The sequence below is a fragment of the Hymenobacter lucidus genome (assembly GCF_020447265.1).
Lineage (GTDB): Bacteria > Bacteroidota > Bacteroidia > Cytophagales > Hymenobacteraceae > Hymenobacter > Hymenobacter lucidus.
On the sequence record NZ_JAJADR010000005.1, the window covers coordinates 320,957 to 347,250 of the forward strand.

General features: G+C 58.1%; 25 protein-coding genes. 17 read left to right on the forward strand and 8 right to left on the reverse strand.

The window, feature by feature from the left end; all coding sequences use genetic code 11:
• Positions 1-145: 145 nt before the first annotated feature.
• Positions 146-634 carry a hypothetical protein gene (locus LGH74_RS17595; protein ID WP_226177640.1) on the reverse strand — a complete coding sequence of 163 codons (489 nt, stop codon included), beginning with the start codon at positions 632-634 and terminating at the stop codon, positions 146-148.
• 516 nt (positions 635-1,150) lie between these two features.
• On the opposite strand from LGH74_RS17595, the gene LGH74_RS17600 reads away from it, so the two are divergent.
• Positions 1,151-1,849: a hypothetical protein gene (locus tag LGH74_RS17600; protein ID WP_226177642.1), complete on the forward strand. Its 699-nt coding sequence runs from the start codon at positions 1,151-1,153 to the stop codon at positions 1,847-1,849.
• 534 nt (positions 1,850-2,383) lie between these two features.
• Here the strand turns inward: LGH74_RS17600 and LGH74_RS17605 are convergent.
• A complete protein-coding gene (locus LGH74_RS17605; protein WP_226177643.1) occupies positions 2,384-3,073 on the reverse strand; it encodes a hypothetical protein in 690 nt (229 codons plus the stop codon).
• Positions 3,074-3,295: 222 nt separating this feature from the next.
• On the opposite strand from LGH74_RS17605, the gene clpB reads away from it, so the two are divergent.
• The 11 genes from clpB to LGH74_RS17660 all read left to right on the forward strand — a co-directional run bounded on the left by clpB (position 3,296) and on the right by LGH74_RS17660 (position 18,062).
• Positions 3,296-5,908, forward strand: coding sequence for an ATP-dependent chaperone ClpB (gene clpB / locus LGH74_RS17610; protein ID WP_226177644.1), 2,613 nt, complete (start codon positions 3,296-3,298; stop codon positions 5,906-5,908).
• Between the two features lie 83 nt (positions 5,909-5,991).
• Positions 5,992-6,312, forward strand: a complete 321-nt coding sequence (locus tag LGH74_RS17615; protein WP_226177645.1) for an OmpH/Skp family outer membrane protein — start codon at positions 5,992-5,994, stop codon at positions 6,310-6,312.
• A gap of 143 nt (positions 6,313-6,455) precedes the next feature.
• The gene (locus LGH74_RS17620) at positions 6,456-7,469 is read left to right on the forward strand and encodes an SMP-30/gluconolactonase/LRE family protein (RefSeq protein WP_226177646.1); all 1,014 of its coding nucleotides are present in this window, start codon (positions 6,456-6,458) and stop codon (positions 7,467-7,469) included.
• Positions 7,470-7,998: 529 nt separating this feature from the next.
• Positions 7,999-11,745, forward strand: coding sequence for a beta strand repeat-containing protein (locus LGH74_RS17625; protein WP_226177647.1), 3,747 nt, complete (start codon positions 7,999-8,001; stop codon positions 11,743-11,745).
• Positions 11,746-11,879: 134 nt separating this feature from the next.
• Complete coding sequence (locus LGH74_RS17630) at positions 11,880-12,470, forward strand: HupE/UreJ family protein (protein ID WP_226177648.1); 591 nt, start codon at positions 11,880-11,882, stop codon at positions 12,468-12,470.
• Between the two features lie 131 nt (positions 12,471-12,601).
• The gene (locus tag LGH74_RS17635; RefSeq protein ID WP_226177649.1) at positions 12,602-14,953 is read left to right on the forward strand and encodes a M1 family metallopeptidase; all 2,352 of its coding nucleotides are present in this window, start codon (positions 12,602-12,604) and stop codon (positions 14,951-14,953) included.
• 135 nt (positions 14,954-15,088) lie between these two features.
• The gene (locus LGH74_RS17640) at positions 15,089-15,502 is read left to right on the forward strand and encodes a hypothetical protein (RefSeq protein ID WP_226177650.1); all 414 of its coding nucleotides are present in this window, start codon (positions 15,089-15,091) and stop codon (positions 15,500-15,502) included.
• A gap of 186 nt (positions 15,503-15,688) precedes the next feature.
• Positions 15,689-16,369 carry a hypothetical protein gene (locus LGH74_RS17645; protein WP_226177652.1) on the forward strand — a complete coding sequence of 227 codons (681 nt, stop codon included), beginning with the start codon at positions 15,689-15,691 and terminating at the stop codon, positions 16,367-16,369.
• 138 nt (positions 16,370-16,507) lie between these two features.
• Positions 16,508-17,137, forward strand: a complete 630-nt coding sequence (locus tag LGH74_RS17650; RefSeq protein WP_226177653.1) for a Yip1 family protein — start codon at positions 16,508-16,510, stop codon at positions 17,135-17,137.
• Between the two features lie 21 nt (positions 17,138-17,158).
• Positions 17,159-17,506, forward strand: a complete 348-nt coding sequence (locus tag LGH74_RS17655) for a DHCW motif cupin fold protein (RefSeq protein ID WP_226177655.1) — start codon at positions 17,159-17,161, stop codon at positions 17,504-17,506.
• A gap of 181 nt (positions 17,507-17,687) precedes the next feature.
• A complete protein-coding gene (locus LGH74_RS17660; RefSeq protein ID WP_226177657.1) occupies positions 17,688-18,062 on the forward strand; it encodes a PH domain-containing protein in 375 nt (124 codons plus the stop codon).
• 203 nt (positions 18,063-18,265) lie between these two features.
• Here LGH74_RS17660 and LGH74_RS17665 read toward each other — a convergent pair whose 3' ends face one another.
• Entirely contained in the window at positions 18,266-19,642 is a 1,377-nt protein-coding gene (locus LGH74_RS17665; RefSeq protein ID WP_226177659.1) for an NAD(P)/FAD-dependent oxidoreductase, read from the reverse strand.
• A 183-nt stretch (positions 19,643-19,825) separates the two neighbouring features.
• Positions 19,826-20,515, reverse strand: coding sequence for a carboxypeptidase-like regulatory domain-containing protein (locus tag LGH74_RS17670; RefSeq protein WP_226177661.1), 690 nt, complete (start codon positions 20,513-20,515; stop codon positions 19,826-19,828).
• Between the two features lie 110 nt (positions 20,516-20,625).
• On the opposite strand from LGH74_RS17670, the gene LGH74_RS17675 reads away from it, so the two are divergent.
• The 3 genes from LGH74_RS17675 to LGH74_RS17685 are packed head-to-tail and all read left to right on the forward strand — an operon-like array spanning position 20,626 to position 22,099.
• A complete protein-coding gene (locus LGH74_RS17675) occupies positions 20,626-21,015 on the forward strand; it encodes an ArsR/SmtB family transcription factor (RefSeq protein ID WP_226177662.1) in 390 nt (129 codons plus the stop codon).
• Between the two features lie 41 nt (positions 21,016-21,056).
• A complete protein-coding gene (locus tag LGH74_RS17680) occupies positions 21,057-21,374 on the forward strand; it encodes a (2Fe-2S) ferredoxin domain-containing protein (RefSeq protein WP_226177663.1) in 318 nt (105 codons plus the stop codon).
• A gap of 11 nt (positions 21,375-21,385) precedes the next feature.
• Complete coding sequence (locus LGH74_RS17685) at positions 21,386-22,099, forward strand: YjjG family noncanonical pyrimidine nucleotidase (RefSeq protein WP_226177664.1); 714 nt, start codon at positions 21,386-21,388, stop codon at positions 22,097-22,099.
• A 100-nt stretch (positions 22,100-22,199) separates the two neighbouring features.
• On the opposite strand, the gene LGH74_RS17690 is transcribed toward LGH74_RS17685, so the two are convergent.
• From LGH74_RS17690 to LGH74_RS17705, 4 genes are all read right to left on the reverse strand, one after another.
• Positions 22,200-23,393 (reverse strand): lanthionine synthetase LanC family protein, encoded by a 1,194-nt coding sequence (locus tag LGH74_RS17690; RefSeq protein ID WP_226177665.1) that lies wholly within the window; start codon positions 23,391-23,393, stop codon positions 22,200-22,202.
• Positions 23,394-23,599: 206 nt separating this feature from the next.
• Positions 23,600-23,782 carry a hypothetical protein gene (locus LGH74_RS17695; RefSeq protein ID WP_226177666.1) on the reverse strand — a complete coding sequence of 61 codons (183 nt, stop codon included), beginning with the start codon at positions 23,780-23,782 and terminating at the stop codon, positions 23,600-23,602.
• A 66-nt stretch (positions 23,783-23,848) separates the two neighbouring features.
• Positions 23,849-24,037, reverse strand: a complete 189-nt coding sequence (locus LGH74_RS17700; protein WP_226177667.1) for a hypothetical protein — start codon at positions 24,035-24,037, stop codon at positions 23,849-23,851.
• 66 nt (positions 24,038-24,103) lie between these two features.
• Positions 24,104-24,280, reverse strand: a complete 177-nt coding sequence (locus tag LGH74_RS17705; RefSeq protein ID WP_226177668.1) for a hypothetical protein — start codon at positions 24,278-24,280, stop codon at positions 24,104-24,106.
• Between the two features lie 234 nt (positions 24,281-24,514).
• On the opposite strand from LGH74_RS17705, the gene LGH74_RS17710 reads away from it, so the two are divergent.
• Both LGH74_RS17710 and LGH74_RS17715 read left to right on the forward strand, forming a co-directional pair.
• On the forward strand, positions 24,515-25,558 hold the full coding sequence (locus tag LGH74_RS17710; RefSeq protein ID WP_226177670.1) for a sensor histidine kinase: 1,044 nt from the start codon (positions 24,515-24,517) through the stop codon (positions 25,556-25,558).
• A 4-nt stretch (positions 25,559-25,562) separates the two neighbouring features.
• On the forward strand, positions 25,563-26,294 hold the full coding sequence (locus LGH74_RS17715) for a LytR/AlgR family response regulator transcription factor (protein ID WP_226177672.1): 732 nt from the start codon (positions 25,563-25,565) through the stop codon (positions 26,292-26,294).

Consider the following 26,294-nt stretch of genomic DNA (forward strand, 5'->3'; position numbering starts at 1 on the left):
GGCATTTCATATTTAGAAGCTGTACTCTCACCGCCCGCGCTGCTGGCAACGGAGACTCTTTCTGGGTAGCTCGTCGTTATGCGCTACCCATTACACCAGCCTGACTGCATAGCGAGCTACAAGCTGGAAGTGCGCCAGCTAAGAATTAGCCCCCGGACTCAGGCAATTGCCCATGCAGCAAGCCGGCCGCCGCCTGTAGCAGCGGCAGGTCGGTAGTCCGCTCTTCGCAGCGCTGCATATCGTAGTGGCACAACGTACCGAAAGCCTTGCCTTGCGCATCCCGGATCAGTACCCCACAATAGGAAATTACGGGCGTCTTGATGAGGCCTTTTACGTGCGGATCTACCGCGGCGTCATTGATTTCCAGGGGCGCCTCTTGCTTGCCTACCAACGAGCAATATGTTGCTTCCATGGGCGTATCACCGCCCTTTTCTACCGCCGGCTGGTACCGGTCGAACAACGCCAGATTACGCAGGGTATCCCCGTCGAATTTGAAAATGCCCGTGTACTGGTGGGGCGTCCGACCGTTCAGGTACTCCAGCCCGGCGTGTATTCCGCCCTGCTTCAGGATGCTGGTGAACTCCGCAATTTCGCGCTGCATGGTCGCGCCGTGCATAATAGAATGAGAAGTCATAGCCAAAGGAGAAGTAGCGTAAGATTGGGCTGCCGAAAGCCCACCCTTGAAGTGCTGCTGATGTACAGAAGGAAACAAAAGTTCTGCCTAAAGGTACCGCGCACGACCAAAGAAACCCAAAAACAGCGCAAACCCCGACGCATGGCCACCAAAACCCCAACCTGTGGTCCCAACGACTCCGGGCCTGGTCCCGGGCGTTCCGGGGGTGGTTTCAATGGTTCCGGGTGTAGCCCCAACGCCTCCGGGTACGGCTCCGATGGCTCCGGGTGTGGCCCCGATGGTTCCGGCCGTGGCCGCAGTCGTTCCGGGCCCGGCCCCAACCGTTCCGGGGGTGGTTGCCGCGGTTCCGGCCGTAGGCCCGATGGTTCCGGCTACGGTTACACTTTTCTCCGCGCCCGACGGTGCTTTTCCCGGCAAATTCCCCTAACCTTAAGCTACTTATCCGCCCCTTATTCTACCGCTCCCTATTTCAACGCCAGGTATTCCTCTTTTTCTATCCTCTTCCCCTACTTCCTCATGCTTACCATCAAACAGGATAACCGCCTCACCGCGGCCGAAAACCTCGCGGCCGCCTTGGCCCAGGATACTGCCCCCTACGACCACGACAAAGCCTTCCTGCAAATCAGCCAGGAGTTGCAGGCCTACCTCGCCGCCCTGCTCCCCCTGCGCCAGCAGGGCCTGCGCACCGCCAGCCAGGGCGCCAGCAAAACCAAGGGCCAGCGCCGTGAGCTGCTGGCTACCGCCGCCGCCGAAATAGCCGGCGACCTGTACTCCTACGCCACCGACCAGCAAAACCGCACCCTCCAAACCAGCGCCGACTACAGCTACTCCACGCTTTACGCCCTGCGCGCCACTGCCCTCACCGACCTGGCCCAACACATCCACAACGAGGCCCAGACCCACCAAACGCCCCTGCTCGAATACGGCCTCACCCCCGCCCGCCTCCAGGAGCTGCAAGCCGCCCTCGACGCCTTCAGCGGCGCCAAAAACGCCCCGCGCCAGCAAATAACCGAAGGCAAAGCCGCCCGTATCGTCATCAAAGCCGAGTTTACCAAGCTCGCTACCCTTCTCGAAGACCGCCTCGACCGCAGCCTGCGCAAGTATGCCCGCTTCGCCCCCGAGTTCTACCACCGCATCACCGCCGCCCGCCTGGTAATAGACCGGCCCGGCAAGCAGAAAGGTAGTGGGGATGGGGAAGCACCGAAGCCGGAGTAGCCTTTACTCTCTGTCATCCTGAGTGCAGCGAAGCGCAACGAAGGACCTCTTGCGCTTCGCTGCTCATAAATAAAAAGGCCTTGCAGTTGCAAGGCCTTTTTATTTATGAGTCATCATTACTTTTCTCCTTTTGTATGGGAAGGTGTTATGGGTGGCGTGAAGGGTTTCACTACTAAAGAGGGAAGGGTTTGACCGTTCAAAGGCCCAGCCTTTGGCGATACATAACTGGGAGAAGCTTTCTTAGCCATCTTACTTCTTATCTGAATCCAAAGGTTTAGGTGCTGCGGCCTTAGCTATAGGTGCCATCACCATCTTAGGCAGGACGTTGCCTAATGCTATTTTTTCTCCTGATTTTGGTCCTGGTTTCTCTTTCTCTGCCATCTTATCTATTTGGTTTCGGTGGATTATGAGGTTGAATGACTATACGCGGAAGAGGATTGCCTCTAATCTGCTCGTTTGGTCGAGTTGGTTCAGTCGGATGTGGATTAGTTTTGGCCATCTATGAGAGATTAAGATGCTTGTTGCTCTTTCCCACTATTTGATGCTATGGGAGGAGTCATTGACACTGGTTGAGATGTTAGTTCTGATTGAGGAGCTGCCATTACTATCGACGGAAGCTTTAATCCTTTGATAATATTCGGCTCCATTGATTTTTGCAATGGGGCTGGGTTCAGGTTTTCTAGGTTCTGTGGGTCTACCATTATTAAGATTTATGAAAGTGAAAACAATGAAAAATGATATGCCGATGATAGTACTGGCTATACTAAGATCATTCAGCCTGCTCACCCAATCATTTGCCCAATTGGCTTTAGTATCAAGCTTTTTATCGTAGTCATTATCAATTTCTTTGTTGAAGTCAAAGCAATGCTTACGATACGACCAAAGACTTAATGATTCATCTGAAGCAGTAGCCGCGAGCTTGTGAGAAATCAGATTAAATAGAAGAGTCAGAGTGAAGCTTACCCAAGTCAGAAATAGTAGCCACAAGTACTTAGCGTTGGTTATGCTAACAATGTCTTTAACGAAACCAACGGTCAATGCTAGCCCACCCCCAGCTATGTAGACAAGCAATTTATCAAACTCTTGCCCTGATGCTTTCTGATTGTCCTTACATATGTCAATGACTTCTTTCATTGACTGTCTTTGGATATCTGCCTGCCGAATCTCTTCTGCTAGCTTTAGCTGAGCATCTCTTTGTTCTTCAGATCCTATAGCTTCTATCATATCCCCAAGTTACTAAAAGCAAACGCCATAAGTAGAAACCGAGAACATAATTACTAAATTTATTAGGTTTGCAGCGCAACCTATAGACATTATGGCGCGAATTAACTTATTACAAAGCTCACAATCCCGCCAAAAAGTCAGCAAAACCCTTCTCGCACCCCGTTTGCTGTGCCTTGCGTAGACCTTCTTACCCCGAAGGCAACTACCTAAGACCTAGCAGCTATGAACTTCAATAATTTCACCATCAAGGCCCAGGAGGCCGTGCAGAAGGCCACTGAAATTGCCGGCGGCAATCAGCAGCAGGCCATCGAAACGGGCCACCTGCTCAAGGGCCTCTTCCAGAGCGACGAGAATGTACTCTCGTTTCTGGCCAATAAGCTGGGCGTCAACCTCAACATCCTCACGCCCCGCCTCGATGCCATTGTGGCCGGGTATCCTAAAGTAAGCGGGGGCTCCCCCTACCTCGCCAACGAGGCCAACGCCGCCCTGCAGCGCGCCAATAACTACCTCAAGGAGTTCGACGACGAGTACGTATCCGTGGAGCACCTGCTGCTCGGGCTGCTCGGCGGCAAAGACGCCGTGGGCACCCTGCTCAAAGACACCGGCTTCAACGAAAAGGACCTGAAAGCCGCCATCAAGGAGCTGCGCGGGGGCCGCAAGGTCACCAGCGCCACGGCCGAAGACCAGTACCAGAGCCTGAACCGCTACTCCCGCAACCTCAACGAGCAGGTGCGCACCGGCAAGATGGACCCCGTCATCGGCCGCGACGAGGAAATCCGCCGCGTCCTGCAAATCCTGAGTCGGCGCACGAAGAACAACCCCGTGCTGCTCGGTGAGCCCGGCGTGGGTAAAACCGCCATTGTCGAGGGCCTGGCCCAGCGCATCGTGGCCGGCGACGTGCCCGAAAACCTCAAGGACAAGATCATCATGTCGCTCGACATGGGCCTGCTCATTGCCGGCGCCAAGTACAAGGGCGAGTTTGAGGAGCGCCTCAAGTCCGTTATCAAGGAAGTAACCGACTCCGATGGGCAGATCATTCTGTTCATCGACGAGATGCACACCCTCATTGGGGCCGGCGGTGGTGGCGAAGGCGCCATGGACGCGGCCAACCTGCTCAAGCCCGCTTTGGCCCGGGGCGAGCTGCACTCCATCGGCGCCACCACCCTCAAGGAGTACCAGAAGTACATCGAGAAAGACAAGGCCCTGGAGCGCCGTTTCCAGGCCGTGATGGTGGACGAGCCCACTATCGAGGACGCCATCAGCATCATGCGCGGCATTAAGGAGAAGTACGAGCTGCACCACGGCGTGCGCATTACCGACGACGCCGTCATTGCCGCCGTGGAGCTCAGCAGCCGCTACATCACCGACCGTTTCCTGCCCGACAAGGCCATCGACCTCATGGACGAGGCCGCGGCCAAGCTGCGCATCGAGCTGAACTCCATGCCTGTGGAGCTCGACGAAATCCAGCGCCGCATCATGCAGCTCGAGATTGAGCGGGAAGCCATCCGCCGCGAGGAAAACAAGGACCGCGAAACCGTGCTCAACAAAGACCTGAGCGAGCTGACGGCCAAGCGCGACACGCTGAAAGCCCAGTGGGAAAACGAGAAATCGGTGCTCACCGGTATTCAAGAGCAAAAGGAGGCCATCGAGAAGTTCAAGCTCGAAGCCGAGCAGGCCGAGCGCCAGGGCGACTACGGCCGCGTGGCCGAGCTGCGCTACGGCAAGATTCAGGAGGCCGAAGCTAAGCTGAAGCAACTCCAGGACGAGGCCAACGCCAACGAAGCCGGGGGCACCATGCTCCAGGAAGTCGTGACGGCCGAAAGCATTGCCGAGGTAGTGGCCAAGTGGACCGGCATCCCTGTCAGCAAGATGCTGGCCAGTGACCGGGAAAAGCTGCTCAACCTCGAAGCCGAGCTGGGCAAGCGCGTGGCCGGACAGAGTGAGGCCATTATGGCCATTTCCGATGCCGTGCGCCGCTCCCGGGCCGGCCTCCAGGACCCCAAGCGGCCCATCGGCTCGTTCATCTTCCTGGGCACTACCGGCGTGGGTAAAACCGAGCTGGCCAAGGCCCTGGCCGAGTACCTGTTCAACGACGAGAACAGCATGGTCCGCATCGACATGAGTGAGTACCAGGAGCGCCACGCCGTGTCGCGCCTCATCGGGGCGCCTCCCGGCTACGTGGGCTACGACGAGGGCGGTCAGTTGACCGAGGCCGTACGCCGCAAGCCCTACTCGGTGATTCTGCTCGACGAAATCGAGAAGGCCCACCCCGACGTGTTCAACATCCTGCTGCAGGTGCTCGACGACGGCCGCCTCACCGACAACAAGGGTCGGGTGGCCAACTTCAAGAACACCATCATCATCATGACCTCCAACACGGGCGCCGACATCATTCAGAAGAACTTCAAGGAGCTCAATGAATACAACCACGACGAGGTGGTAGACCGCACCCGCGAGGAAGTAGTAGAGCGCCTCAAGCAGCACATGCGCCCCGAATTCCTGAACCGCATCGACGAAATCGTGATGTTCCAGCCCCTCAAGCGCAAGGAAATCCGCAAGATTGTCGATATCCAGTTCCGGCAGATTCAGCAGCGCCTGCACGAGGCCGGCATCCGCCTCGAAGCCACCGACGAGGTGCTCGACTTCCTCGGCGAGCAGGGCTTCGACCCGCAGTTTGGCGCCCGGCCGCTCAAGCGCGTGCTGCAGCGTCTGGTGCTCAATGAGCTGAGCAAGGACATTCTCTCGGGCCGCGTGAGCAAAGACGCGGTAGTGGAAGCCGTGCTGGAAGACGAGCACATCCGCTTCAACAACGTGGAAATTCCGGCCGTCGGGTAATTGCCCTGCCCCGGTAAAAAGCCCCGCTGGTCATGTACCAGCGGGGCTTTTTCTATCTTCCGGCTTACCTTATTCCTAACTCTATGAAAAAGCTGATTCTGGTAGCCACCTTCTTTCTGTGCCTGGCAGTGCCGCCCGGGGCGCAGGCCCAAACAACCGGCAAAACAGTTGTGGTACGCCTGTTCGAAGCGCCGAGCAGTCGTCTATATATTAGCTACGGCGACGGCAAAACCGAGCTGCAGGAGCTGGCCGGTATTACGGGCAAGAAAGAACAGAAAGAAAACACCGAGCAGCTCCAGCGCATCATCGACCGGCTGTATGCGGAAGGCTACCGGCTGGTCAACAGTTTTGGTAGTAGCCAGGCCAGCGCGCCGGTCAGCACGCTGGTATTCCGCAAAGACTAGCTTCCCCACCCCATTGCCCGAAGCCCGGCCGCATCACGCGGCCGGGCTTCGGCGCTTTTTCTGCCGGCTGCCCACCAACACTCCGGCCAACTCCTTGTTTGTGAAGAACGTAGACTGAACCATTCACTCTTAGCCCATTAGGTATGCGTTACTCTTCCCTTCTTTCTGAGGTCGGTTCGTTGGCAGTATCCCGCTTTTTGCGGCTAGCCGCATTGAGCTTGTTGCTAGGCGGTCTGCTGCCAGCCTGCTCCGACGATGATGAAAATGAGCCAGAGGCGGCGGCTCCGGCCAAAATCACCGTTCCGCAGCAGGCTTTGCACCCCGAAGGCATTCAGTACGACGAGAGCCGGAAACACTTCCTGGTTAGCTCCCGCACCCAGGGCAAGATTGGGACCGTGAAAGACGACAGCACCTACACCGTGTTTGCCGACGACCCCCGGCTGATTTCCACCATTGGCCTCAACCTCGACGCCACCCGCCAACGCCTGCTGGTAGCCGTATCCGACAACGGAGCCAACACTACCCGCTCCACTTCGGCCACCTTGCGGCAGCTGGCGGCAGTGGCCATCTACAACTCTACCAACGGTAGCCTGATCCGCTACGTGGACCTAGGCGGCCTCCGGTCGGGGCAAAACCATTTTGCCAACGACATTGCCGTTGACGCCCAGGGCAACGCCTACATCACCGACAGCCTGTCGCCTATCATCTACAAAGTGGATGCGCAGGGCAACGCGTCCATATTTCTGGAAAATGCCCAGCTGAGCGGCGGCACCGGCTTTGGCCTGAACGGCATCGTATTTCACCCCGACGGCTACCTGCTGGTGGCCAAGGCCAACGACGGCACGCTGTTCAAAGTCCCCGTCAGCAACCCCGCCAGCTTCACCAAGGTCACAGTGCCAGCCACGCAAAGCCTGACCGGGGCCGACGGCTTGCTGCTCTTTGATGCCCAGACGCTGCTGCTCGTATCAGGCAGCCAGGCCCGGGTGCTGCGCCTGACCAGCACCGATGCCTGGGTCACGGCCGGCGTCAACGGCACGTTTATTACCGGGGCAGTAAGCCCTACTACCATCACCCGCCGCAGTCCTTCCGATGCCTACGTGCTCTATCCTTACCAAGCTACCTCGCCCCGCTTTGCCATCGTCAAAGTCGGCTTTTAAACCTTGGTAGCCCGTTGCTGGCTAAGCGTAGAAAAGCCCCGCGGCACAGTGCCGCGGGGCTTTTTGCATTCTGATTCTGAGTTGTTCAGGGGTATTGCAGGGCAAGGAAACAATGGAAATCCGCACCCACGTCGACGATGCGGCCGCAGACCGGATTGAACTAGCCCCGACTAGTACTATAACACCCCGCCACCAACCCTACCGGCCGCACCCGAACAGAGTACATGCATATTTTTGAATATTCAGCAGATACCTCGTTCCGGAAAAACGTTGATACTCAACCCTGACAGGGCTTGACTCAGACCTCCTCGACGGGCCGGCACAAGCCGACCTTTTCGGGCCCTGAATAGGGGCTGAGGAACGCTGACCGGGCATTTTCAGCCGCAATGCACCCTTTCAGCAGCAATGCCGTACTGGCATACGCTACCCCTCCTTGCCCCCGGCGGAGAGTTGCCCTCGAAAGAGGATTTTTTCTTTATCACCAGCGCCTCACAGCTTCTCTATTTCCCACCCCTACTTCCAGTTTTCCATGACTGCAACCTTACTCTCCGGCCCGCTGTCTGGCACAGCAGGCCAGACCCCTAGCTCCCAAAAGCGGCGGCCAGCCCGGCTGCTTCTGCTGCTCTGGGTATTGCTCTTTGGTGTAGCTGCTGCCCAACCGGGCTTTGGCCAAACCACGACTACAGGCCGCCTGCAGTGGTGGCCGCTGAAGGCTAACAACCAGGACAGCGCCGCCGTGCGGGCGCCGGGCGTGCTACCCAGCAGCAGCACCCTGCGTAATTTCTATTTATCTGACGTAACCTTGGGCACGGCTATCCGGCCCTACTCAGCCCTCTTTGGCGCGGCTTTTGGCTCCTCTCCCAGCGGCGACGGGTCGTTTATTCCGTTGCCGGGCAGCAATCTGAACCGCATCTACTACGCCCAGTTCACTATTACGGCGGCGGCCAATGCCACGCTGCGGACCGACTCGCTGGTGCTGTGGTCGGCCTTCAATAACACCGCCAGCAACCTGAAGCTGGCCGTAGTATACTCCAAAACCGGCTTCACAACCAACGACTCGACCAGCATCACTGGCGGTGGCACCGGCCCGATTGGCCCGCTGACCACGCGCACTACCACGCCTGGCACCGGTACCGGCACCTTTGCCGACCCAATCTTTCTGCGCAACCAGAACACGGGCTCTAACCAGACCTACCGCCTGGCCCTGAACTCGGCGAGCGGCGTGACGCTCAGCCCCGGCCAAACCCTGACCGTGCGCCTATACTACGCCAGCGGTAGCAACAGCGCCGGCCGCTACGCCCTGCTACGCGACGTGCGCATTGTAGGTCAGGCTACTACTACGTCTAATTGCAACGCGGCCTTCTCGTATGCGGCTTCGACCTTCTGCACCAACGGCACCAACCCCACACCCACGATAAGCGGTACCACGGGCGGCACGTTTAGCTCGACTGCGGGCCTGAGCCTGAACGCCAGCACCGGTGCTATCAACCTGGCGGCCTCCACGCCCGGCACCTACACTGTGACGTACAGCACCGGCGCCGCTTGTTCGAGTACCGCTACTATCACGGTGACGGCAGCGCCCACGGCTACGTTCAGCTACGCTAATGCAGCCTACTGCTCCGGCGACGGGGCTACCCCTACCCCTACCGTAGCCACGGGCGCCACTAGCGGCACGTTCAGCTCTACTGCCGGCCTGACTATCAATGCCAGCACTGGTGCAATCAACCTGGTGACGAGTACGCCCGGCACTTACACCGTGACCAACACAGTGGCTGCTTCCGGCGCCTGCGCGGCCGTAACGGCCACCACTACCGTAACTATCAGCCCCGCTACGACGGCCACGTTTGCGTATTCGGCCGCTACTTTCTGCCAGAGCGCAGCCAACCCCACGCCCACGGTAAGCGGCACTACGGGCGGCACGTTTAGCTCGACTGCGGGCCTGAGCCTGGATGCCGCAACAGGCGCTATCAACCTGACGGCCTCCACGCCCGGCACTTATACCGTGACGTACCGCGTAGCCGGCAACTGCCCTTCGAACAGCACGCAGACGGTAACCATTACCGGTGCACCTTTGGCAACTTTCTCCTATAGCAATGCCGCCTACTGCGCAACGGGTACCACGAATCCGACGCCGGTTTTTGCTTCGGGAGCCAGTGCCGGCACCTTCTCGGCAACTCCCGCCGGCCTGGCAATTGATGCCGCTACCGGCGTTGTTGCGCTAGGTAGCAGCACACCCGGCACCTACACAGTAACCAATACCGTAGCCGCTTCCGGCAGTTGCGCGGCTTCTTTGGCCAACACTACCGTAACGATTCAGGCGGCCCCAACGGCGACGCTGACGGCCAGTGGCCCTACCACGTTCTGCCAGGGTGGCTCGGTGGTGCTGACGGCCCAGAGCGGGACGGGCAACACATATCAGTTTCTGCTCAATGGTAGCGCTATTACCGGGGCTACGTCGGCTACTTACACCGCTACCACGGGCGGCAGCTACTCGGTAGTAGTAACCAGCTCTGCTGGCTGCTCGGCTACCAGCTCGGCTACTGTTGTAACCGTGAATCCGGCCACTACGGCCACCTTCAGCTATAGTGCTGCGACCTTCTGCCAGAGCGGCACCAATCCTACGCCGACTATTACCGGCACGGCGGGTGGCACGTTCAGCTCGACTGCGGGCCTGAGCCTGAACGCCAGCACCGGTGCTATCAACCTGACGGCCTCCACGCCCGGTACTTACACCGTCACCTACAGTGTGGGCGGTACCTGCCCTTCTTCGAGCACGGCTTCCGTCACCATTACCAATGCGCTGTCGGCCAGCTTCTCCTATGCCAGTGGCTCGTATTGCGCCGGCGGAGCGGGTACTCCAACGCCAGTATTGGGCACAGGCGCTTCAGCCGGAACTTTCAGCTCGACTGCAGGCCTGGTGATTAATGCCACGACTGGCGCTATCAACCTGGCAACCAGCACGCCCGGCACTTACACCGTAACTAATACCGTAGCTGCGTCCGGTAGCTGCGCTGGTTCTTCCGCTACTACTTCGGTGACCATCAATGCGGCCCCAACGGCCACGCTGACGGCTGGTGGCCCGACGACCTTCTGCGCCGGCGGTTCGGTGGTACTCACAGCTCCGGCTGGGACGGGCAACACCTACCAGTTCCTGCTCAACGGCACGGCCATTACGGGCGCTACTTCGGCTACCTACACGGCCACGGCCAGTGGCGCCTATAGCGTTACGGTGACCAACGCCAGCGGCTGCTCGGCCACTTCGGCGGCCACGACGGTCACTGTGAATCCGGCCACGACAGCTACCTTCAGCTACAGTGCCACCACCTTCTGCCAGAGCGGCACCAACCCCACACCTACTATTACCGGCACAACTGGCGGTACGTTTAGCTCCGCTTCGGGCCTGAGCCTGAATGCCACAACGGGTGCTATCAACCTGGCCGCTTCGACGGCTGGCACCTACACCGTGACCTACAGCGTGGGCGGTACCTGCCCTTCGAGCGCCACAGCTTCGGTTACCATCAGCACTGCGCAGTCGGCTACATTCTCGTATGCCAATGCCACGTACTGTGCCGGCTCTACCGGCACAGTGAGCCCCACGCTGGCGGCCGGCGCTTCGGCTGGTACGTTTACGTCCACCGCGGGTCTGGTGCTGAATGCTACGACCGGTGTCATCAACTTGGGCACGAGCACGGCCGGCACCTACACTGTGACCAACACAGTGGCGGCCTCCGGCTCCTGCGCTTCAGCCACGGCCACCACCACGGTGACCATCAACGCCCGCCCGGCCACGCCGACGCTGAGCGTGCAGTACAACGGCCCGACCACCACACTGACCTCCAGCGCGACTACGGGCAACCAGTTCTACCTCAATAACGTGGCCATCCCCGGCGCTACGGGCCAGACCTACGTGGTTAACACCCCGGCCCAGTACGGCTCCTACACCGTCGTTACGACCTCGTCGGCCGGCTGCGCTTCGCTACCATCGTTGGCCCTGGTGGTCAGCTCCAGCGTGAAGCCCCTGGCCGGCAGCAGCCTGAGCGTGTATCCTAACCCGACCCACGACGGCCAGCTTACGGTGGAGCTCAGCGGCTACCGCGCCGCCACCACACTGAGCGTAGTCAATGCTCTGGGCCAGCAGGTCTTCACGACTGCCGTGCCCGCCTCGGGCGGTACGAGCAAGCAGGCCGTGAACCTGAGCCAGCTGCCGGCCGGCATCTACATCCTGCGCGCAGCCACCGAGGGCGGCATCGATACCCGCCGTATCGTCAAGGAATAAGCCTCACGGCTGCTTTCTTTCCGCTGAAAAAGCCCTGGCCTACTTGGTCAGGGCTTTTTTTAGGCCCCGGCTCAGGCTGTGGACAACATCAGCATGAGCCAGTTACTTTCTGGGCTTACCCGTAACTTTGCCCTATGTCCGTTTTCCAGACCTACCTGCAGCTTGGCTTTTTCCACATTTTCAACCTGCAGGCCTACGACCATCTGGTGTTTCTGCTGGCCTTGTGCGCGCCCTACGTAGCAGCTGATTGGCGGCGGGTGCTGGCCCTGATTACCAGCTTCACCATCGGGCATTCGGTTACGCTGGCTTTGGCTACGCTGGGGCTAGTGCAGTACAACCCGCGCGTGATTGAGGTGCTGATTCCGATTACCATTCTGCTAACCTGCGGGCTGAATCTGCGCAAGGCCGGCCAGGATACGCGCCGGCAAGCCCTGCTGTGGGCTGCACCCAACCTGCTGGCGGCCGTATTCGGGCTGATTCACGGCCTGGGTTTTTCCAGCTACCTGCGCCAGCTACTGGGCCAAAACAGCCGCCCGGTGCTGGAACTGCTGGCCTTCAACGTGGGGGTAGAGCTGGGCCAACTGCTGATTGTGGCCCTTATTCTGGCAGTGGGGTTCGTGGCCTTGCGCGCCGCCGGCATGGCCCGCCGCGACTGGATTCTGGTGGTGAGCGGGGCTGGCGCAGGTATTGCGGCGGTGCTGCTGCTGCAAAATATTGCTGGCTAAGAAACTATGCCCGCCGGATGCAGCGTTTGGCCCGCACCCGTGTCTTTGCCTCCCAGTAGTGTGCGCCGTGCTGTGCGCGGCTGGTTTTGCTGATTTTTGCCTTTTCTTTTCGCTTTCTATTTCCTGTTTCTATGTTCAGAAACTTACTGCTGGCCACTGGCCTGCTGGGGCTGACGGCCGGACCGCTCCTCGCCCAGAGCACCAACTCCGGCACCGACAAATTCCAGCAGCTCGACCAGCTGCTGCCCACACCCAACTCGTTCCGGACGGCTTCCGGCGCCCCGGGTGCCGACTATTGGCAGCAGCGCGCCGACTACAACATTCGCGTGACGCTGGACGACAACAAGCAGGCTATTACTGGCTCCGAGGATATTACCTACACCAACCTCTCGCCCGACGTGCTGACCTACCTCTGGGTGCAGCTCGACCAGAATATTCTCGACAAGAACTCCATTACCACCAGCACCCAGGTGGCGGAGGTGAAGGATAAGATGTCGTTTCAGGCCATGGACTACCTGATGCGTTCTGACTTCGACGGCGGCTTCAAGATTGAGTCGGTGACGATGAAGGGCGGCAAGGCCCTGAAGCACACCATCAACCACACCATGATGCGCATCGACCTGCCCACGCCCTTGCGGCCCAAGCAGGCCGTGACCTTCAGCGTGGCCTGGCACTACAACATCAACGACCAGCTCAAATTAAGCCAGCGCAGCGGCTACGAGTTCTTCCCCGAGGATAAGAACTACCTCTACGAAATTGCCCAGTTTTACCCCCGCATGGCCGTCTACAACGACGTGCGCGGCTGGCAGCACAAGCAATTTCTGGGCAGTGGCGAATTCACGCTGCCTTTCGGCGACTACCGCGTGAGCATCACGGCCCCCGCCGACCACGTGGTGGGCGCAACGGGCGTGCTCCAAAACCCCGAACAGGTGCTGAGCGCCACCCAGCGCAAGCGCCTGGCCCAGGCCCGGGGTGCCAAGAAGCCGGTGCTGATTGTAACCCAGATGGAAGCCGAGCGGGCTGAGCAGAAGCGCGTGCCGGGCACTAAAACCTGGACCTACGCCGCCAAAAACGTGCGCGACTTCGCCTGGGCCTCGTCCCGTAAGTTTATCTGGGATGCCATGGAAATTGAGCAGGCCGGCAGCCCGGTGCTCTGCATGAGCTACTACCCCAAGGAAGGCAACCCGCTGTGGGGCCAGTACTCGACGGAAGTGGTGGCCCACACCATCAAAACCTACTCCAAGCACACCATCGACTACGAATATCCGGTGGCCATTTCGGTACACGGTCCGGTGGGCGGTATGGAATACCCGATGCTGTGCTTCAACGGCGGCCGGCCCGAGAAGGATGGCACCTACTCGGCCGAGCGGAAATACGGAATGATTTCGGTGATTATCCACGAAGTAGGCCACAACTTCTTCCCCATGATCATCAACTCCGACGAGCGGCAATGGTCGTGGATGGACGAGGGCCTGAACACCTTCGTGCAGTACCTCACCGAGCAGGAATGGGAGCGAAACTACCCCTCGCGCCGCGGTGAGCCGAAGAATATCGTGGAATACATGCGGACCGATAAGAGCCTGCAAACCCCAATTATGACCAACTCGGAGTCGGTGCTGCAGTTTGGGCCCAACGCCTACGCCAAGCCCGCTACCGGCCTGAATATTCTGCGCGAAACGGTGATGGGCCGGGAGCTATTCGACCACGCCTTCAAAACCTACGCCCAGCGCTGGGCTTACAAGCACCCCGAGCCGGCCGACTTCTTCCGGACCATGGAAGATGCCTCGGGCACCGACCTCGACTGGTTCTGGCGCGGCTGGTTCTACACCACCGACTACACCGACCTCAGCATCGAGAGCGTGAAGTGGTATACCGTAGACTCGAAAAACCCCGAAATCGAGAATGCCAAGACGCGCGAAATGCTCAACAGCGCGCCCCAGACCCTGAGCCAGCAGCGCAACCTGCAGGATATCAAAAAGACGCTGGTGGATGACAAGCCCGAGCTCAAGGACTTCTACAACAACTACGACCCCACCGCTACTACCGACGCCGACAAGGCCCGCTACCAGCAGTACGTACAGTCGCTGAAGCCTGAGCAGCAAAGCCGCCTCAATGCCGGCCTGCACTTCTACGAGCTGGACCTGCGCAACATCGGCGGCCTCACCATGCCCGTCATCGTGCAGATGACCTACGAGGATGGCAAGACTGAGCTAGTGAACATTCCGGCCGAAATCTGGCGCAAAAACAATGAGCGCGTCACTAAAGTCTTCATCACGCCCAAGCCCGTGGTCAGCTTTGCCCTCGACCCTTACCTGGAGACGGCCGACACGGATATGAGCAACAACAGCTTTCCGCGCAAGCTGGCGCCCTCGCGCTTCGAGCTGTATCAGCAGCAGCAACAGGCCACGCCCAACCCCATGCAGCAGCAAAGCACCTCGCAGCAGGGCAAGCCCGGCGGTAGCAGCACCAGCGGCACCAACTAAGCTACCTGTTTAAGTGAGAAAAAGCCCGGAGGAAAACCTCTGGGCTTTTTCGTTTTCCGGGTGCAACCATTAGCGGCGCTACCGCCTCATAAAGAGGACTGTTATTCAACTCCCGCCCTAAAAACCGACTGCGCTATGCGACACTTTTTACCCGCCGTTACCTTATTCACCCTGCTGGCGCTGCCCGGCTGCAACGTGGAGGGCTGCATCGACGAGGAGCCCACGCCGGCCTGCTACTCCGGCAAGGTAGTAGGCGCCGCCTGCATGGACGGCCTGCTGATTGAAGTCGACAGCCAATACGCCATTGGCAAACCTCACGGCCAGCACACCAACCTGGTGGCCGCCGTGAATCTGGTGCAGTCGTCCAATCCCGAGCTGGTTGTGGATGGCCAGACCTTCAAGGAAGGCCAGACCATTAGCTTCACCTACGTCGTCAGCTCAAAAGCCCGGGAAGCCATGTGCCCCCAAAACACGGTGCCGCTGCCCGTTCCGCACCTGGTGCTGAGCAACGTGGGCACTACCGCCTGCCCCACGTCAGCCAGCCGCTAGCAAAGTGTCACAGCGTATGGTTTTACAACATATGTTGTAAAACCATACGCTGTGACTCACCGGCCGCACCACGGCCGCTACTTTGGCTTCACTCATTCACTCGATTCTGCACAACGAAAAGCCCGGGCTCACCACTTCGGGCTTTTGCCGTATGTTCGGCTCGTTCTTTTTATAGCCCGCTACTGCATGCTTACTCTGCGCTACGCCGCCCTTTTGCCGCTTGCTCTCACTACCCTCGGCGTCTTTACCAGCTGCCAGGATAACACGGCGCCTGCCTCCGTGATGGTTTCGCCGGCCGCCGAGGCGGCCGCGCCAGCGCCTGAAATAGCAGCAAGTTACAGCTCGGTGCAGCAGCTACTGGCGCTGTATCCGGTGTATCCGCTGCCGCTGCGGCTCTCCACCACGGAGCTCGACGAAAACTCGACCAGCAAGCCCACGCTGGTGCAGGGCCGGCCGGTGCCGGAGCCACTGCTGGCTCTTTTCGGCCAGGCTGTTCAGCAGAGTGAAGGCAACGGCGTATTTGCGCTGGCTCGGCTCGACTTACCGGATCGGAAGGTGGGCCTGCTCACGCGCATGCCGGGCGAGTATGCTTCCACCCGCATCAAGCTCCTGGTTCTGGACCCACCGTCGGGCCGCATTCTTGACGAGTGCGAAGTGGCCGAAACCTTTGGCGACGCCGGCGACGCCTACATCCGCACCTCTACCATCAGCCGCGACGCGAAGAAACAGTTGCTCATCACCATTGATCAGCAGCACTGCTCGCCCACCGACTCCACGATGGAACACATTACTTGCTCCGACTCGGTGCTCACCTACCAGCTGCGCGACAGTCATTTCCAGGTGATGAGACGCCGGGCAAAGCCGTAAGAAGGTAGGACCACGGCCAACCGTATCCGTGGCTGGCCGTTTTTTCGGGTGCTTACACATCCGGCTACTTCTTCATTTTTGCCGTGCCGTCCACCGGAATTCCGGTAGCTTTGGTCCCTTTGCCTCACCACACTACGCATGTCCGAGTATCCGCAAATACAAGCCGATAACGCCCTCAGCCAGATCTGGTTTAAGCCCAAGCGCACCTTAGCGTTTCTGCTCGCCAACCACCCCGACAAATACGTGTTGCCCCTGTTGGTACTTGGCGGCATCACCCGGGCCATCGACCGAGCCTCGATGAAAGACATGGGCGACAAAATGTCGACGGCCACTATTCTGCTGACAGCTGTACTCGGCGGCGGGCTTTTTGGGTGGCTATCGTATTACCTCTACGCCTGGCTGCTCAGCACCACGGGCCGCTGGCTGCAGGGCACAGCCTCCTCCCACAAGTTCCGGACGGTTATTGCCTGGGCCCTGGTGCCTTCCGTGGTTTCGCTGGCTCTGGTGCTGCCCGAAGTAGTTGTGTTTGGCGAAGACCTCTTTAAAAGTGAGCCCGAAAACACTTCCCACTTCAACAATATCATGTGGGGCGTAGTAAGCCTGCTGCAGGCCACGCTGGGCATCTGGACTATCGTTATTCTGGTCAAAGGCACGGCGCTGGTCCAGAATTTTACAACCGGCAAGGCTATTCTGAACCTCATTCTGCCGGGGCTGGTCGTTTTCGCCCCGTTCATGCTGCTGCTCCTGCTTATCGAGGCATTTCGCTAAATCCAGCTCATATCCACCGCCATGCTTACAACCACCATTCCGTTCCAGGTCACCGACTGGGCTATGATTCCGGCCACCGAGCACCCCGGCGAAACGGGCGTGGCCCATTGGCGCACCTTGCAGCTGGGCAGCCTGCGCGTGCGTATGGTGGAATATTCGGCCGGCTATAAAGCCGACCACTGGTGCCAGAAAGGCCATTTGCTGTTCGTAACCGAAGGCGAGCTGCTAACCGAACTGACCGACGGCCAGACGTTCCGCATGACCTCGGGCATGTCATACGAGGTATCCGACGAGCTGAGTTCCCACCGTTCCTCTACCGAACACGGGGCCAAGCTGATTATCGTGGACGGCGGGTTTCTGGCCGGGTAAATCTGCACCCTCATATTCCTCTTCACGCTGTTACCTGGCCGGCAGAGCCCTCCCATTTTTCACACGAAGCCGATTGTGACGATTCGCATTGTGACGGTTTATTTCGTCACAATGCGAATCGTCACAACCCCAAGCGGAGCCGAATCCTGTATATTGAGGCCGACACCAATCCATATTTATCATGGGACTTCTCGACGGCCTGCTGGGCAATGCTTCCGAAAACGACGCGCAGGAACTCCAGCAGGAGCTCACGCAGCTACTAGCCACCGGCGAACGGGTGGAAAAGGCCTACGCCATCATCCGTGACCAGATCATCTTCACCAACAAGCGCCTGATTCTGGTAGACAAGCAGGGCGTAACGGGCAAAAAGCGGGAAATCCTGAGCGTGCCCTACCGCAGCATCGAGCGGTTTTCGATGGAAACCACCGGCCACTTCGACCTCGACGCCGAGCTCAAAATATGGGTCCGGGGCCAGACCGAGCCCATCAGCAAGCCCTTCCGCGACGACCGCAGCATCCACGACATCTGCCGCGCCCTGGCCGAGTACGCGCTGTAGGTGAAGTTGTGAAATTGTGTCATTGCGAGGTGTAAGCCGAAGCCATCCGTCCGCTGCGCAGTACGCCTCGCCCTTTTACCAGAAAGCCCTTTCCCGTTAGCAACGGAAAAGGGCTTTTCACTTAAGGATGTTTAGTACATTTCAGAGGACGGATTGCTTCGTACCTCGCAATGACACAACTTCACAAACTCACCATTTCACCTTTATGCCGCCGGGGTCTGGATGGCGGGCGGGGTGGGATTGTATTGCGGGGTGCCGGTGTTGTGCTCAGCTTTTTTCTTGCCCTGGTCGTCTTTCACGTCGCGGCGGCTGAAAGGGCGGATGATGAGGCGCAGGGCTTGGTCGGAGCTGAAGTAGCTGAAGGCCCAGTCGACGAAGGCCACCACTTTGTTGCGGAAGCCGACGAGCGTCATCAGGTGCACGAAGAGCCAGGTGAGCCAGCCGAAGAAGCCGCTGAAATGCACGTCCTTCGGCAAGTCCACCACGGCCTTATTGCGGCTCACAATGGCCATTACGCCCTTGTTCTTGTACACAAAATTCACCGGTTCCTGCCCTTTAAGCAGGCGCTGCAGGTTGTCGGCCAGGTGCTCGGCCTGCTGCTGGGCCACGGGTGCCAGCATGGGCAGGCCGCGCGGCATCTCGTCGGTTACCATGTTGGCCACGTCGCCGATGGCAAACACGTTGGTCAAGCCCTGCACCTGGTTCCACTGGTTCACGGTGATGCGCTTGTTGCGGGCCACGATTTCGGGCGGCAGGCCGGGCACTTCCGCCCCATTCACGCCAGCGGCCCAGATCAGGTTTTCGGTCGGAATAAACTCGGTTTCGGAGTAGTAGGCCCGGCAGTTCTCGTAGCCTTTGATGTGGGTATTGAGCCGCACCTGCACGCCCAGCTCGTTCATGTAGCGCATAGCATCCTGCTGCGACTTCACCGACATCGGCCCCAGCAGCTCGGCCCCAGCTTCCACCAGGATGATCTGCATCTTGCTCAGATCCAGCTCGGGGTAGTCCTTGGGCAGTACGTGCTTGCGCATTTCGGCCAAGGAGCCGCTGATTTCGACACCTGTGGGGCCGCCACCTACTACTACGATGTTCATCAGGGCCTGCTTTTCCTCGGGATTTTCGGTGAGCAGGGCCTTCTCGAAGTTCTGGAAAATGAAGCTGCGCAGGTTCAGCGCATTCGGAATGCTCTTGATCTGCATGGCATTCTTCTCCAGGCTTTCGATGCCGAAGAAGTTGGTGAGCGAGCCAGTAGATAGCACCAGATAGTCGTAGCGAATGTCGCCCACACTGGTGTGTAGCGTGTTGCCGGCCGTATTGATGCGCTGTACGTCGGCCATACGGAAGAAGAAATTCTTCTGGCCCGCGAAAATCTTGCGGATCGGGTAGGCAATGCTGTCGGCCTCCAGCGCGCCGGTGGCTACCTGGTAGAGCAGAGGCTGAAAGTTGTGGTAGTTGTTGCGGTCGACGACGACCACCTGCACCGGTGCGTCGCGCAGGGCCTTGGCCAGGCGCAGGCCCCCGAAGCCGCACCCCACGATAACCACGCGGGGCTGAGTAGAAACCGGAAGATTGGTATCCATAGAAGTTTGCTGAAAGGAACGAGCCAAGGTAACCGCTTTTATATAGCGGCCGCGGCATCATAGGCCTTTACCCGAAAACCGGCTTTCTGGTTACCGTTCTGCTTGTTTATACGCTTGGCCTAACTGGTTAAAAGACAGAAAGCCCGCATTTCGGCGGGCTTTCTGTGACAGTGTGCTTCGTCGTTAATAATCGGTGCCTTCCTTCTTCTTGAATTCGCCCTGCTTGATCTGGTTGATGAGCTGCAGCCAGCTGAAGGGGTTTAACAGCGGGTTGTTGGTTTGGGGCGTGGGCGCGGTGCCCATGCGCCGGTCTTGGCTGTACTGCTGGTTTTGCATCGTTTGGCGGTAGTTGCCCATGCTGGTTACCGGCGCGTTGTTGAAGATGCGGCGCAGAATCTGCTCGTTGAGGTTGTCGGCCACGCTCGAGCCACGCTCCTTGGGCAGCTTCAACGCCAGGAAAGCACGCTTAAACTCCTTTTCGGTGGCGTAGGGGAAGATGCGGACTTCGGGCAGAATGGTGGCGTCTTCCTTGAGCTGCACAATCACCGAGTAGCTCTGCCGCTGGTAGTCGCCGGGAATCACGACCGTCTGGTTTCGGTAGCCCAGGGAGCGAATCACGATACTGTCGCCGGTAAGCACGGGCAGCGAAAAGTAGCCGTAGGCGTTGGTAGCGGTGCCGCGGCCGGCTTTGGGCACAAACACGGTGGCCCCGGGCACGCCCAGCAGCGAGTCGCCGGTGGCAATGATACCGGTGAACTGCACCACGCGGCGCTGGCCCTGGGCGCGCACCAGCGAAGGGCTAAACCCGACGAGCACGACAACGACCAGCACTAGCGCCAGCCACCAGGAAGAATTTCGAACACGAACAGACATAGAGGAAATTACAGACTACAATAATACGGCTCTTTGAGGGTGTAAGCCCGGCAAGGTGTAAATTTGTTCCCGCCCCGGCCCCGCGGCTCCCTTCGCCATTCCGACAAAAGATGCGCCTTAAACACTTCAACGTTGCATTTGGTCAGCAACTATTCAAGGCTTTCGGCGACGAGTCGCGGGTGCGCATCCTGCATTTGCTCTGGCGCAACCAGGAAATGTGCATTTCCGACCTGGAACAGGTGCTCGACTTCACCCAAACCAAAACCTCGCGCCAGTTATTATATCTGAAAAACGCGGGGCTGGTGAATTTCCGGCGACTCGACAACTGGGCGTTTTACTTTCTCAAGGATGAAGCCGCCGACCTGGTGCAACAGCTGTTGGCCTTCATGGAGAAAGACGCCCAGCTCGTGCGCGACCAGCAGATTTACCAGACGCTGTGGTCGAACCGGGAGCTGGCCGCGTACAAGCTCCAAAACCGCCGCTGGACCGGCATGGCCTGAGTAGGCCGCGTCCGGTGGCTTTGCCCCCTAGCCGTTACCGTATGAATCTGGCGTATCACTTGTTTGTCTGCAACAATCAGAAGGACGAAATCGGCAAGGACGTGGCCCGCGCCCTGAAGATTGAAATCAAGAAGCAGGGCCTGAAAAGCCTGCTGCTGGGCGGCACGAAGCGCAAAACCCGCGTACAGACCTGCAACTGCCTCGACGTGTGCAAGCACTGCAAGAAAGGCCCCGGCGCGGCGCTTATCGTCTACCCCGAGGGCACGCTATACGGCGACGTGAAGCCCAAGGACGCGCCCGAAATCGTGCGGGAACATCTGCTCGAAGGCCGGGTTATTAAACGACTATTGCTGGATTAACCTTTTTCTCTGTGCCCCACTTTCCGCCTGCCAAGCCGTACCGCCACCTCTTCTTCGACCTCGACCACACGCTCTGGGACTTTGAGAAGAATGCCGACGAAACCCTGCGCACCCTGTTCGACCAGCACGCGCTGGGCCGCTTCGGCCTGTTCACCGTCGAGGAGTTTATTAACCGCTACCGCGACGTGAACCACGCGCTGTGGCGCATGTACCAGAACAACCAGATTTCGCAGCAGCAGCTCCGCAGCGTGCGGTTTGTGCGCACCCTCACCCGCCTGGGTTTGAGCGAGGAAGACGTGCCGTTCAATATCTCCCAGCAGTTTACTGACTTGCTGCCCCGCAAGTCGGCCGTGTTTCCCTTCACCCACGAGGTGCTCGACTACTTGCAGGAGAAATACACGCTGCACCTGATTACCAACGGCTTCAAGGATATTCAGCACATCAAGCTGACCTCGTCCAACCTTACCGACTACTTCCAGGAGGTTATTACTTCCGAGTGCAGCGGCTACCTCAAGCCCGACGCGCGCATGTTCAGCCACGCGCTGGAGCGCACCGGGGCCACCGCCGCCGAAAGCCTCATGATTGGCGACAACCTGGAGTGCGACGTGCTGGGCGCCTACAACGCCGGTATCGACCAGGTGTATTTCAACCCCGACAAGCGGCGGCACTTTGCCAGCATTACCTACGAAATAAGCTGTCTGAGCGAGCTGCGCGAGTTTTTGTAGCCTACTGCCAGCTCTACCCAAAGCCACTGGGCGCAGCATTCCGAACCATAGGGTCAGGAGGCTGCGCCCAGTGGCGTTTTAGAGCATCCGTTGGCTGGGCTTACAGCAGCGCCCGGTCCCAGGGCAGTTCCTGCTCACTGATGGCGGAAAGCAGCACCAGACCCACCCCAACCAGCCCGTGGAGCAAGTCGCCTTCGTGGTGGCGGTAGAAGTCCGTGTTCAACTCCGTCGTCAGCCAGTTGCGGGTTTGGGTCAGCCAGAACGCGTAGCCTTTGCGGTAGGCGTCGTGGCCGCTGAGTTGGTAAAGCGTGCGGTATAAATGGGCTACGCCGGCCGCTCCGGAGCTGAAGCGGGAGTTGGTTACGGCCGTCGACCGCACGTCGGTGCGCAGCAGCGTGTTAAGGCCCACCAGCTCGGCCAGCCGTAGCAATTCGGGATCCTGCAGCAGCTTGTGGCTAGTGTAGAGCAGCAACGCCTGCCCCAGGTCGCCGTGGCGCCAGCTTAGCTCGTTGCTAAAAGTGGCCTCGTCCTGGTCATTGGCAATGTAATCGGGGAAGATGGCGTACTTCCGCTCCGAAAAGTCGACTTCCCGCTTGGCCGACAGGATATAAACAATACCCTGGTGGACTTGCTCCCGAATGTCGTCCAGTTGGGGCGCGGCGCCGGTTTCGGCTAGCCGAATGAGCAGCAGCAACTCGCCGGCCAAACCATCGGCCAGGCCAAGGCGGGTTACAGACTCTGCGCCGTCGAGGTCGGGTGAGCTAGCTACCAAAGACGGCCAGAATCCTGCCGTTTTCTGTGCCAGCGCCTTTGTCAACAGATTCGTGGCAAGCGGCTGCCCGGGGTGGCGCAGGCAGAAATACCGGACAATGCGCAGAAAGTCAGGAACGCTGCTGGCCTCGTGTTGCAGCAGCAGGCCGGCTTGAGCCAGCAGGCGGTGGTCCAGCTCGACCAACAGGGCATTATGCTCTTTTTTAGCAATGCCCTGCTCTACAAATTCAGCGTATAGCCAAGCCAGGGTCACTACTTCATCGAGTTGGGCCGACGACCAGCTACCCACCGAATAGTGGGCCAACTGCTGAAGCAGCTGCTCCAGCAGCTCTTTGGCCCGACTGGCGTCCTGCTCCTGCCCGAATGCTTTGTAAACAGTATAATAATAGAGAGCATAGCCCAACAAATCGGTGACGGAGCTTGTCTCGCCGCTTTTGTTGGTGATGATAACGTGGATATCGCGCCAGCCTGCAATCAGGCTGTCTTTATCCTTATAGGCAGATGATAAATAAGGCTTTACCATTTTACTTTTCAAGAAAGGAGAGTAAAAGTCAAGCCCTGCCATACTACTTTGTCTCCGGAGATAATTATTATGAATTAGCAGTGCTTATCCAAGCTGCAGCGCGCAGCGGGCGGTGGTGGTCAAGCGGATTTTCTGACAAAGCCGGCGGTTTTCAGCCGTCGGGCTCTGCCAGAAAATGTGGTGCTTCGCAAGGGAAAGCTGAGATTTTAGCCAAAAACGACATCCATGATGGAAGACGACCACACCGAAGTCCACTGACAATTAAGGGTCGAGGCGGGCATTTCACCGGCGGGGTCGGTATACTTTACTTGCTCAGCCGCGGCTTTATTGAAGACGGTAACCGTTGTTTTCTTGAAAGCGAATTTGGCGGTGGTATCGATGTTTTTCATAGCGTTTGCAGAAGAGAAGGTTGGGAGTTTGAAGCGGGTAATCGTTTTTCCAGCAGCTGCGTAGCCTTAGCCCATCAGCGTATCCAGGGTGCCGATGACGGACGACGACCAAATAGAAGTCCACTGGCAGTTCAGGGTCGAGGCGGGCAGTTCACCGGGGTCGGTATACTTCACTTGCTCCGTTGCGGCTTTGTTGAAGACGGTAACGGTCGTTTTTTTGAAAGCGAATTTGGCGGTGGTGTCAGCGGTTTTCATAACGTTTTGCAGGAAAGGGTGGGGATGGAACAGAAAATCGTGTGATTTGCAAGCGGAAGCGTAGATTTACCCACGCTGGGTGTCTGCTACTGAGGAAGTCCAAATCGAAGTCCACTGGCAGTAGATGGTTGAGGCCACCGACGTATCATCGGCATGTTGCACAGCAGAAGCCGCAGCTTTATTGAAGACGGTAACGGTCGTTTTCTTGAAAGCGAATTTGGCGGTGGCGTCGATGTTTTTCATAGTATTCTGGCGAGTAAAGCTGTGTGTATGAAGAATCTGCTGTTGTTTGCTTTGGATGAAACAAACGTAGGGTTACGGTTACAGCGCCCATAAAAAATTACACCAACCCGCCTTTCCTCTACACCAACCCGGAATTTTTGAGGACCTCTAAGCAGCTGCATATTTGCCCGGGCTACTTTCCTCTCCAACTCTCTTCCCGGCCGCCGAGGCGGCCCTCCGACTTCTGGCTTCCTTATGGCGCTTCGCACTACCTCGCTGAAACCGATTCTTATCCATTTCATCATCTGGCTCTGCTACATATCATATGAAGGGCTGTTCCTGACTATTGTCAATCGGATACAGTATAATTATTGGGAGACCGGCTTGCAGTTTATGCTTTTTGCCGGTCTTTTCTATGTCAATAGCCTGCTATTGCTGCCCAAGCTTTTTGCGAAGCGCCGCTACATCGAATATGGCCTGAGCCTTATGGTGGTGCTGGTCATTTTTGGCCTGATGCGCTACGTCGTCACCGTTCATATCCTGCCGCACCTCACCACGAACATCCTCTACACCTACACCTCCGTGCGGCTCTTTTGGGGCATTGCCATCTACCGCGGGGTTTACTTTGTACTGCTCAGCTTCGGCTACTGGTTTTCGCTGAACGCCATTCGACTGGAAAAGCAGAAGCGCCTGCACGAGCAGCAGCTGCGGACTGCTGAGCGAAGCCTGATGGAGGCCGACCTGGCTTTTCTGAAAAGCCAGATCAATCCGCACTTTCTCTTCAATGCCCTCAACTTTCTCTACGCCCAAGCCTACCCCCACTCCGAGGATACGGCCAAGGGCATTCTGCTGCTATCCGACATTATGCGCTACGCGCTAAAAGACGATGACGACAACGGTAAAGTGATGCTGGAAAAAGAAGTACAGCACCTGCAGAATTATATCGACATCAATCAGCTGCGCTTCAGCAACCGACTTCAAATTCGGTTTGAGGTAGTGGGCAGCCTACAGTTTCTCATGATTTTGCCGCTGGTGCTCATCACCTTCGTCGAAAACTGCTTTAAGCACGGGGAGCTGGCCGATCCGGAACATCCACTCCTGATTCAGGTTAAGACGGAAAACAACCGCCTCTTCTTTTTGACTTATAACAAGAAGCGTAACGGACCCAAGGAAAAGACCACCGGAATCGGACTTGTAAATACTAAGAAAAGATTAGACCTTGTTTACCCGAACCGCTATACCCTAGCCGTTACCAACGACCCGGAGTACTATACCTGCCAACTCACCATTGACCTCTAACTAGATGATTTCCTGCCTGATAGTAGATGACGAACAAGGTGCTATTGACATTCTGAAGACGTTTATCGACAAAACGCCCTTCCTGACCCTTGCGGGTAGTACTACCAACCCCATTGAAGCGCTGAGCATCGTGCAGAATCAGGCCATCGACCTGATCTTTCTGGATATTCACATGCCCCAGCTCTCCGGCCTCGACTTCATGCGCCTGCACAAGGGCAAGAGCAAGGTTATCCTGACGACGGCCTACAGCGAGTTTGCCGTAGAAGGCTTCGAGCTCGAGGCCCTCGACTACCTGCTCAAGCCCATTGCCTTCGAGCGGTTTCTGAAAGCCGCCCAAAAGGCGCTGAACACGTCCATGGAAACCTCGGCCCGCTGGCAGCCCGCCGAAAAGGAAGACGACTACATCTTCGTCAAGACGGAAAGCAAGGGCAAAATGACCAAGGTTAACTTCGACGAAATTGTGTTCGTGGAAGGCATGAAGAACTATATTTCCATCAATACGGCCGAAGACCGGATTGTAACGCTCCTGAACATAAAGGACATGGAGGACCGCCTGCCGCCCAAGAATTTCATGCGCGTGCACAAGTCCTACATCGTGTCGCTGAACAAAATCAAGGCCCTGGATGGCAACCAGATTCTGTTTAAGGACATGAAAGCCTACGTGCCATTGGGCGAAACTTACCGCAACGCCTTTTTCGAGGCGCTGCAGGAAAAGGTAATGGGAGGTAAAAAGTAG

Bases quoted from the DNA above. Each gene is read 5' to 3' on its own strand.
- LGH74_RS17595 (WP_226177640.1), bottom strand. From the start codon at position 634: ATGACTTCTCATTCTATTATGCACGGCGCGACCATGCAGCGCGAAATT.
- LGH74_RS17600 (WP_226177642.1), top strand. From the start codon at position 1,151: ATGCTTACCATCAAACAGGATAACCGCCTCACCGCGGCCGAAAACCTC.
- LGH74_RS17605 (WP_226177643.1), bottom strand. From the start codon at position 3,073: ATGATAGAAGCTATAGGATCTGAAGAACAAAGAGATGCTCAGCTAAAG.
- clpB (WP_226177644.1), top strand. From the start codon at position 3,296: ATGAACTTCAATAATTTCACCATCAAGGCCCAGGAGGCCGTGCAGAAG.
- LGH74_RS17615 (WP_226177645.1), top strand. From the start codon at position 5,992: ATGAAAAAGCTGATTCTGGTAGCCACCTTCTTTCTGTGCCTGGCAGTG.
- LGH74_RS17620 (WP_226177646.1), top strand. From the start codon at position 6,456: ATGCGTTACTCTTCCCTTCTTTCTGAGGTCGGTTCGTTGGCAGTATCC.
- LGH74_RS17625 (WP_226177647.1), top strand. From the start codon at position 7,999: ATGACTGCAACCTTACTCTCCGGCCCGCTGTCTGGCACAGCAGGCCAG.
- LGH74_RS17630 (WP_226177648.1), top strand. From the start codon at position 11,880: ATGTCCGTTTTCCAGACCTACCTGCAGCTTGGCTTTTTCCACATTTTC.
- LGH74_RS17635 (WP_226177649.1), top strand. From the start codon at position 12,602: ATGTTCAGAAACTTACTGCTGGCCACTGGCCTGCTGGGGCTGACGGCC.
- LGH74_RS17640 (WP_226177650.1), top strand. From the start codon at position 15,089: ATGCGACACTTTTTACCCGCCGTTACCTTATTCACCCTGCTGGCGCTG.
- LGH74_RS17645 (WP_226177652.1), top strand. From the start codon at position 15,689: ATGCTTACTCTGCGCTACGCCGCCCTTTTGCCGCTTGCTCTCACTACC.
- LGH74_RS17650 (WP_226177653.1), top strand. From the start codon at position 16,508: ATGTCCGAGTATCCGCAAATACAAGCCGATAACGCCCTCAGCCAGATC.
- LGH74_RS17655 (WP_226177655.1), top strand. From the start codon at position 17,159: ATGCTTACAACCACCATTCCGTTCCAGGTCACCGACTGGGCTATGATT.
- LGH74_RS17660 (WP_226177657.1), top strand. From the start codon at position 17,688: ATGGGACTTCTCGACGGCCTGCTGGGCAATGCTTCCGAAAACGACGCG.
- LGH74_RS17665 (WP_226177659.1), bottom strand. From the start codon at position 19,642: ATGGATACCAATCTTCCGGTTTCTACTCAGCCCCGCGTGGTTATCGTG.
- LGH74_RS17670 (WP_226177661.1), bottom strand. From the start codon at position 20,515: ATGTCTGTTCGTGTTCGAAATTCTTCCTGGTGGCTGGCGCTAGTGCTG.
- LGH74_RS17675 (WP_226177662.1), top strand. From the start codon at position 20,626: ATGCGCCTTAAACACTTCAACGTTGCATTTGGTCAGCAACTATTCAAG.
- LGH74_RS17680 (WP_226177663.1), top strand. From the start codon at position 21,057: ATGAATCTGGCGTATCACTTGTTTGTCTGCAACAATCAGAAGGACGAA.
- LGH74_RS17690 (WP_226177665.1), bottom strand. From the start codon at position 23,393: ATGGTAAAGCCTTATTTATCATCTGCCTATAAGGATAAAGACAGCCTG.
- LGH74_RS17695 (WP_226177666.1), bottom strand. From the start codon at position 23,782: ATGAAAAACATCGATACCACCGCCAAATTCGCTTTCAAGAAAACAACG.
- LGH74_RS17700 (WP_226177667.1), bottom strand. From the start codon at position 24,037: ATGAAAACCGCTGACACCACCGCCAAATTCGCTTTCAAAAAAACGACC.
- LGH74_RS17705 (WP_226177668.1), bottom strand. From the start codon at position 24,280: ATGAAAAACATCGACGCCACCGCCAAATTCGCTTTCAAGAAAACGACC.
- LGH74_RS17710 (WP_226177670.1), top strand. From the start codon at position 24,515: ATGGCGCTTCGCACTACCTCGCTGAAACCGATTCTTATCCATTTCATC.
- LGH74_RS17715 (WP_226177672.1), top strand. From the start codon at position 25,563: ATGATTTCCTGCCTGATAGTAGATGACGAACAAGGTGCTATTGACATT.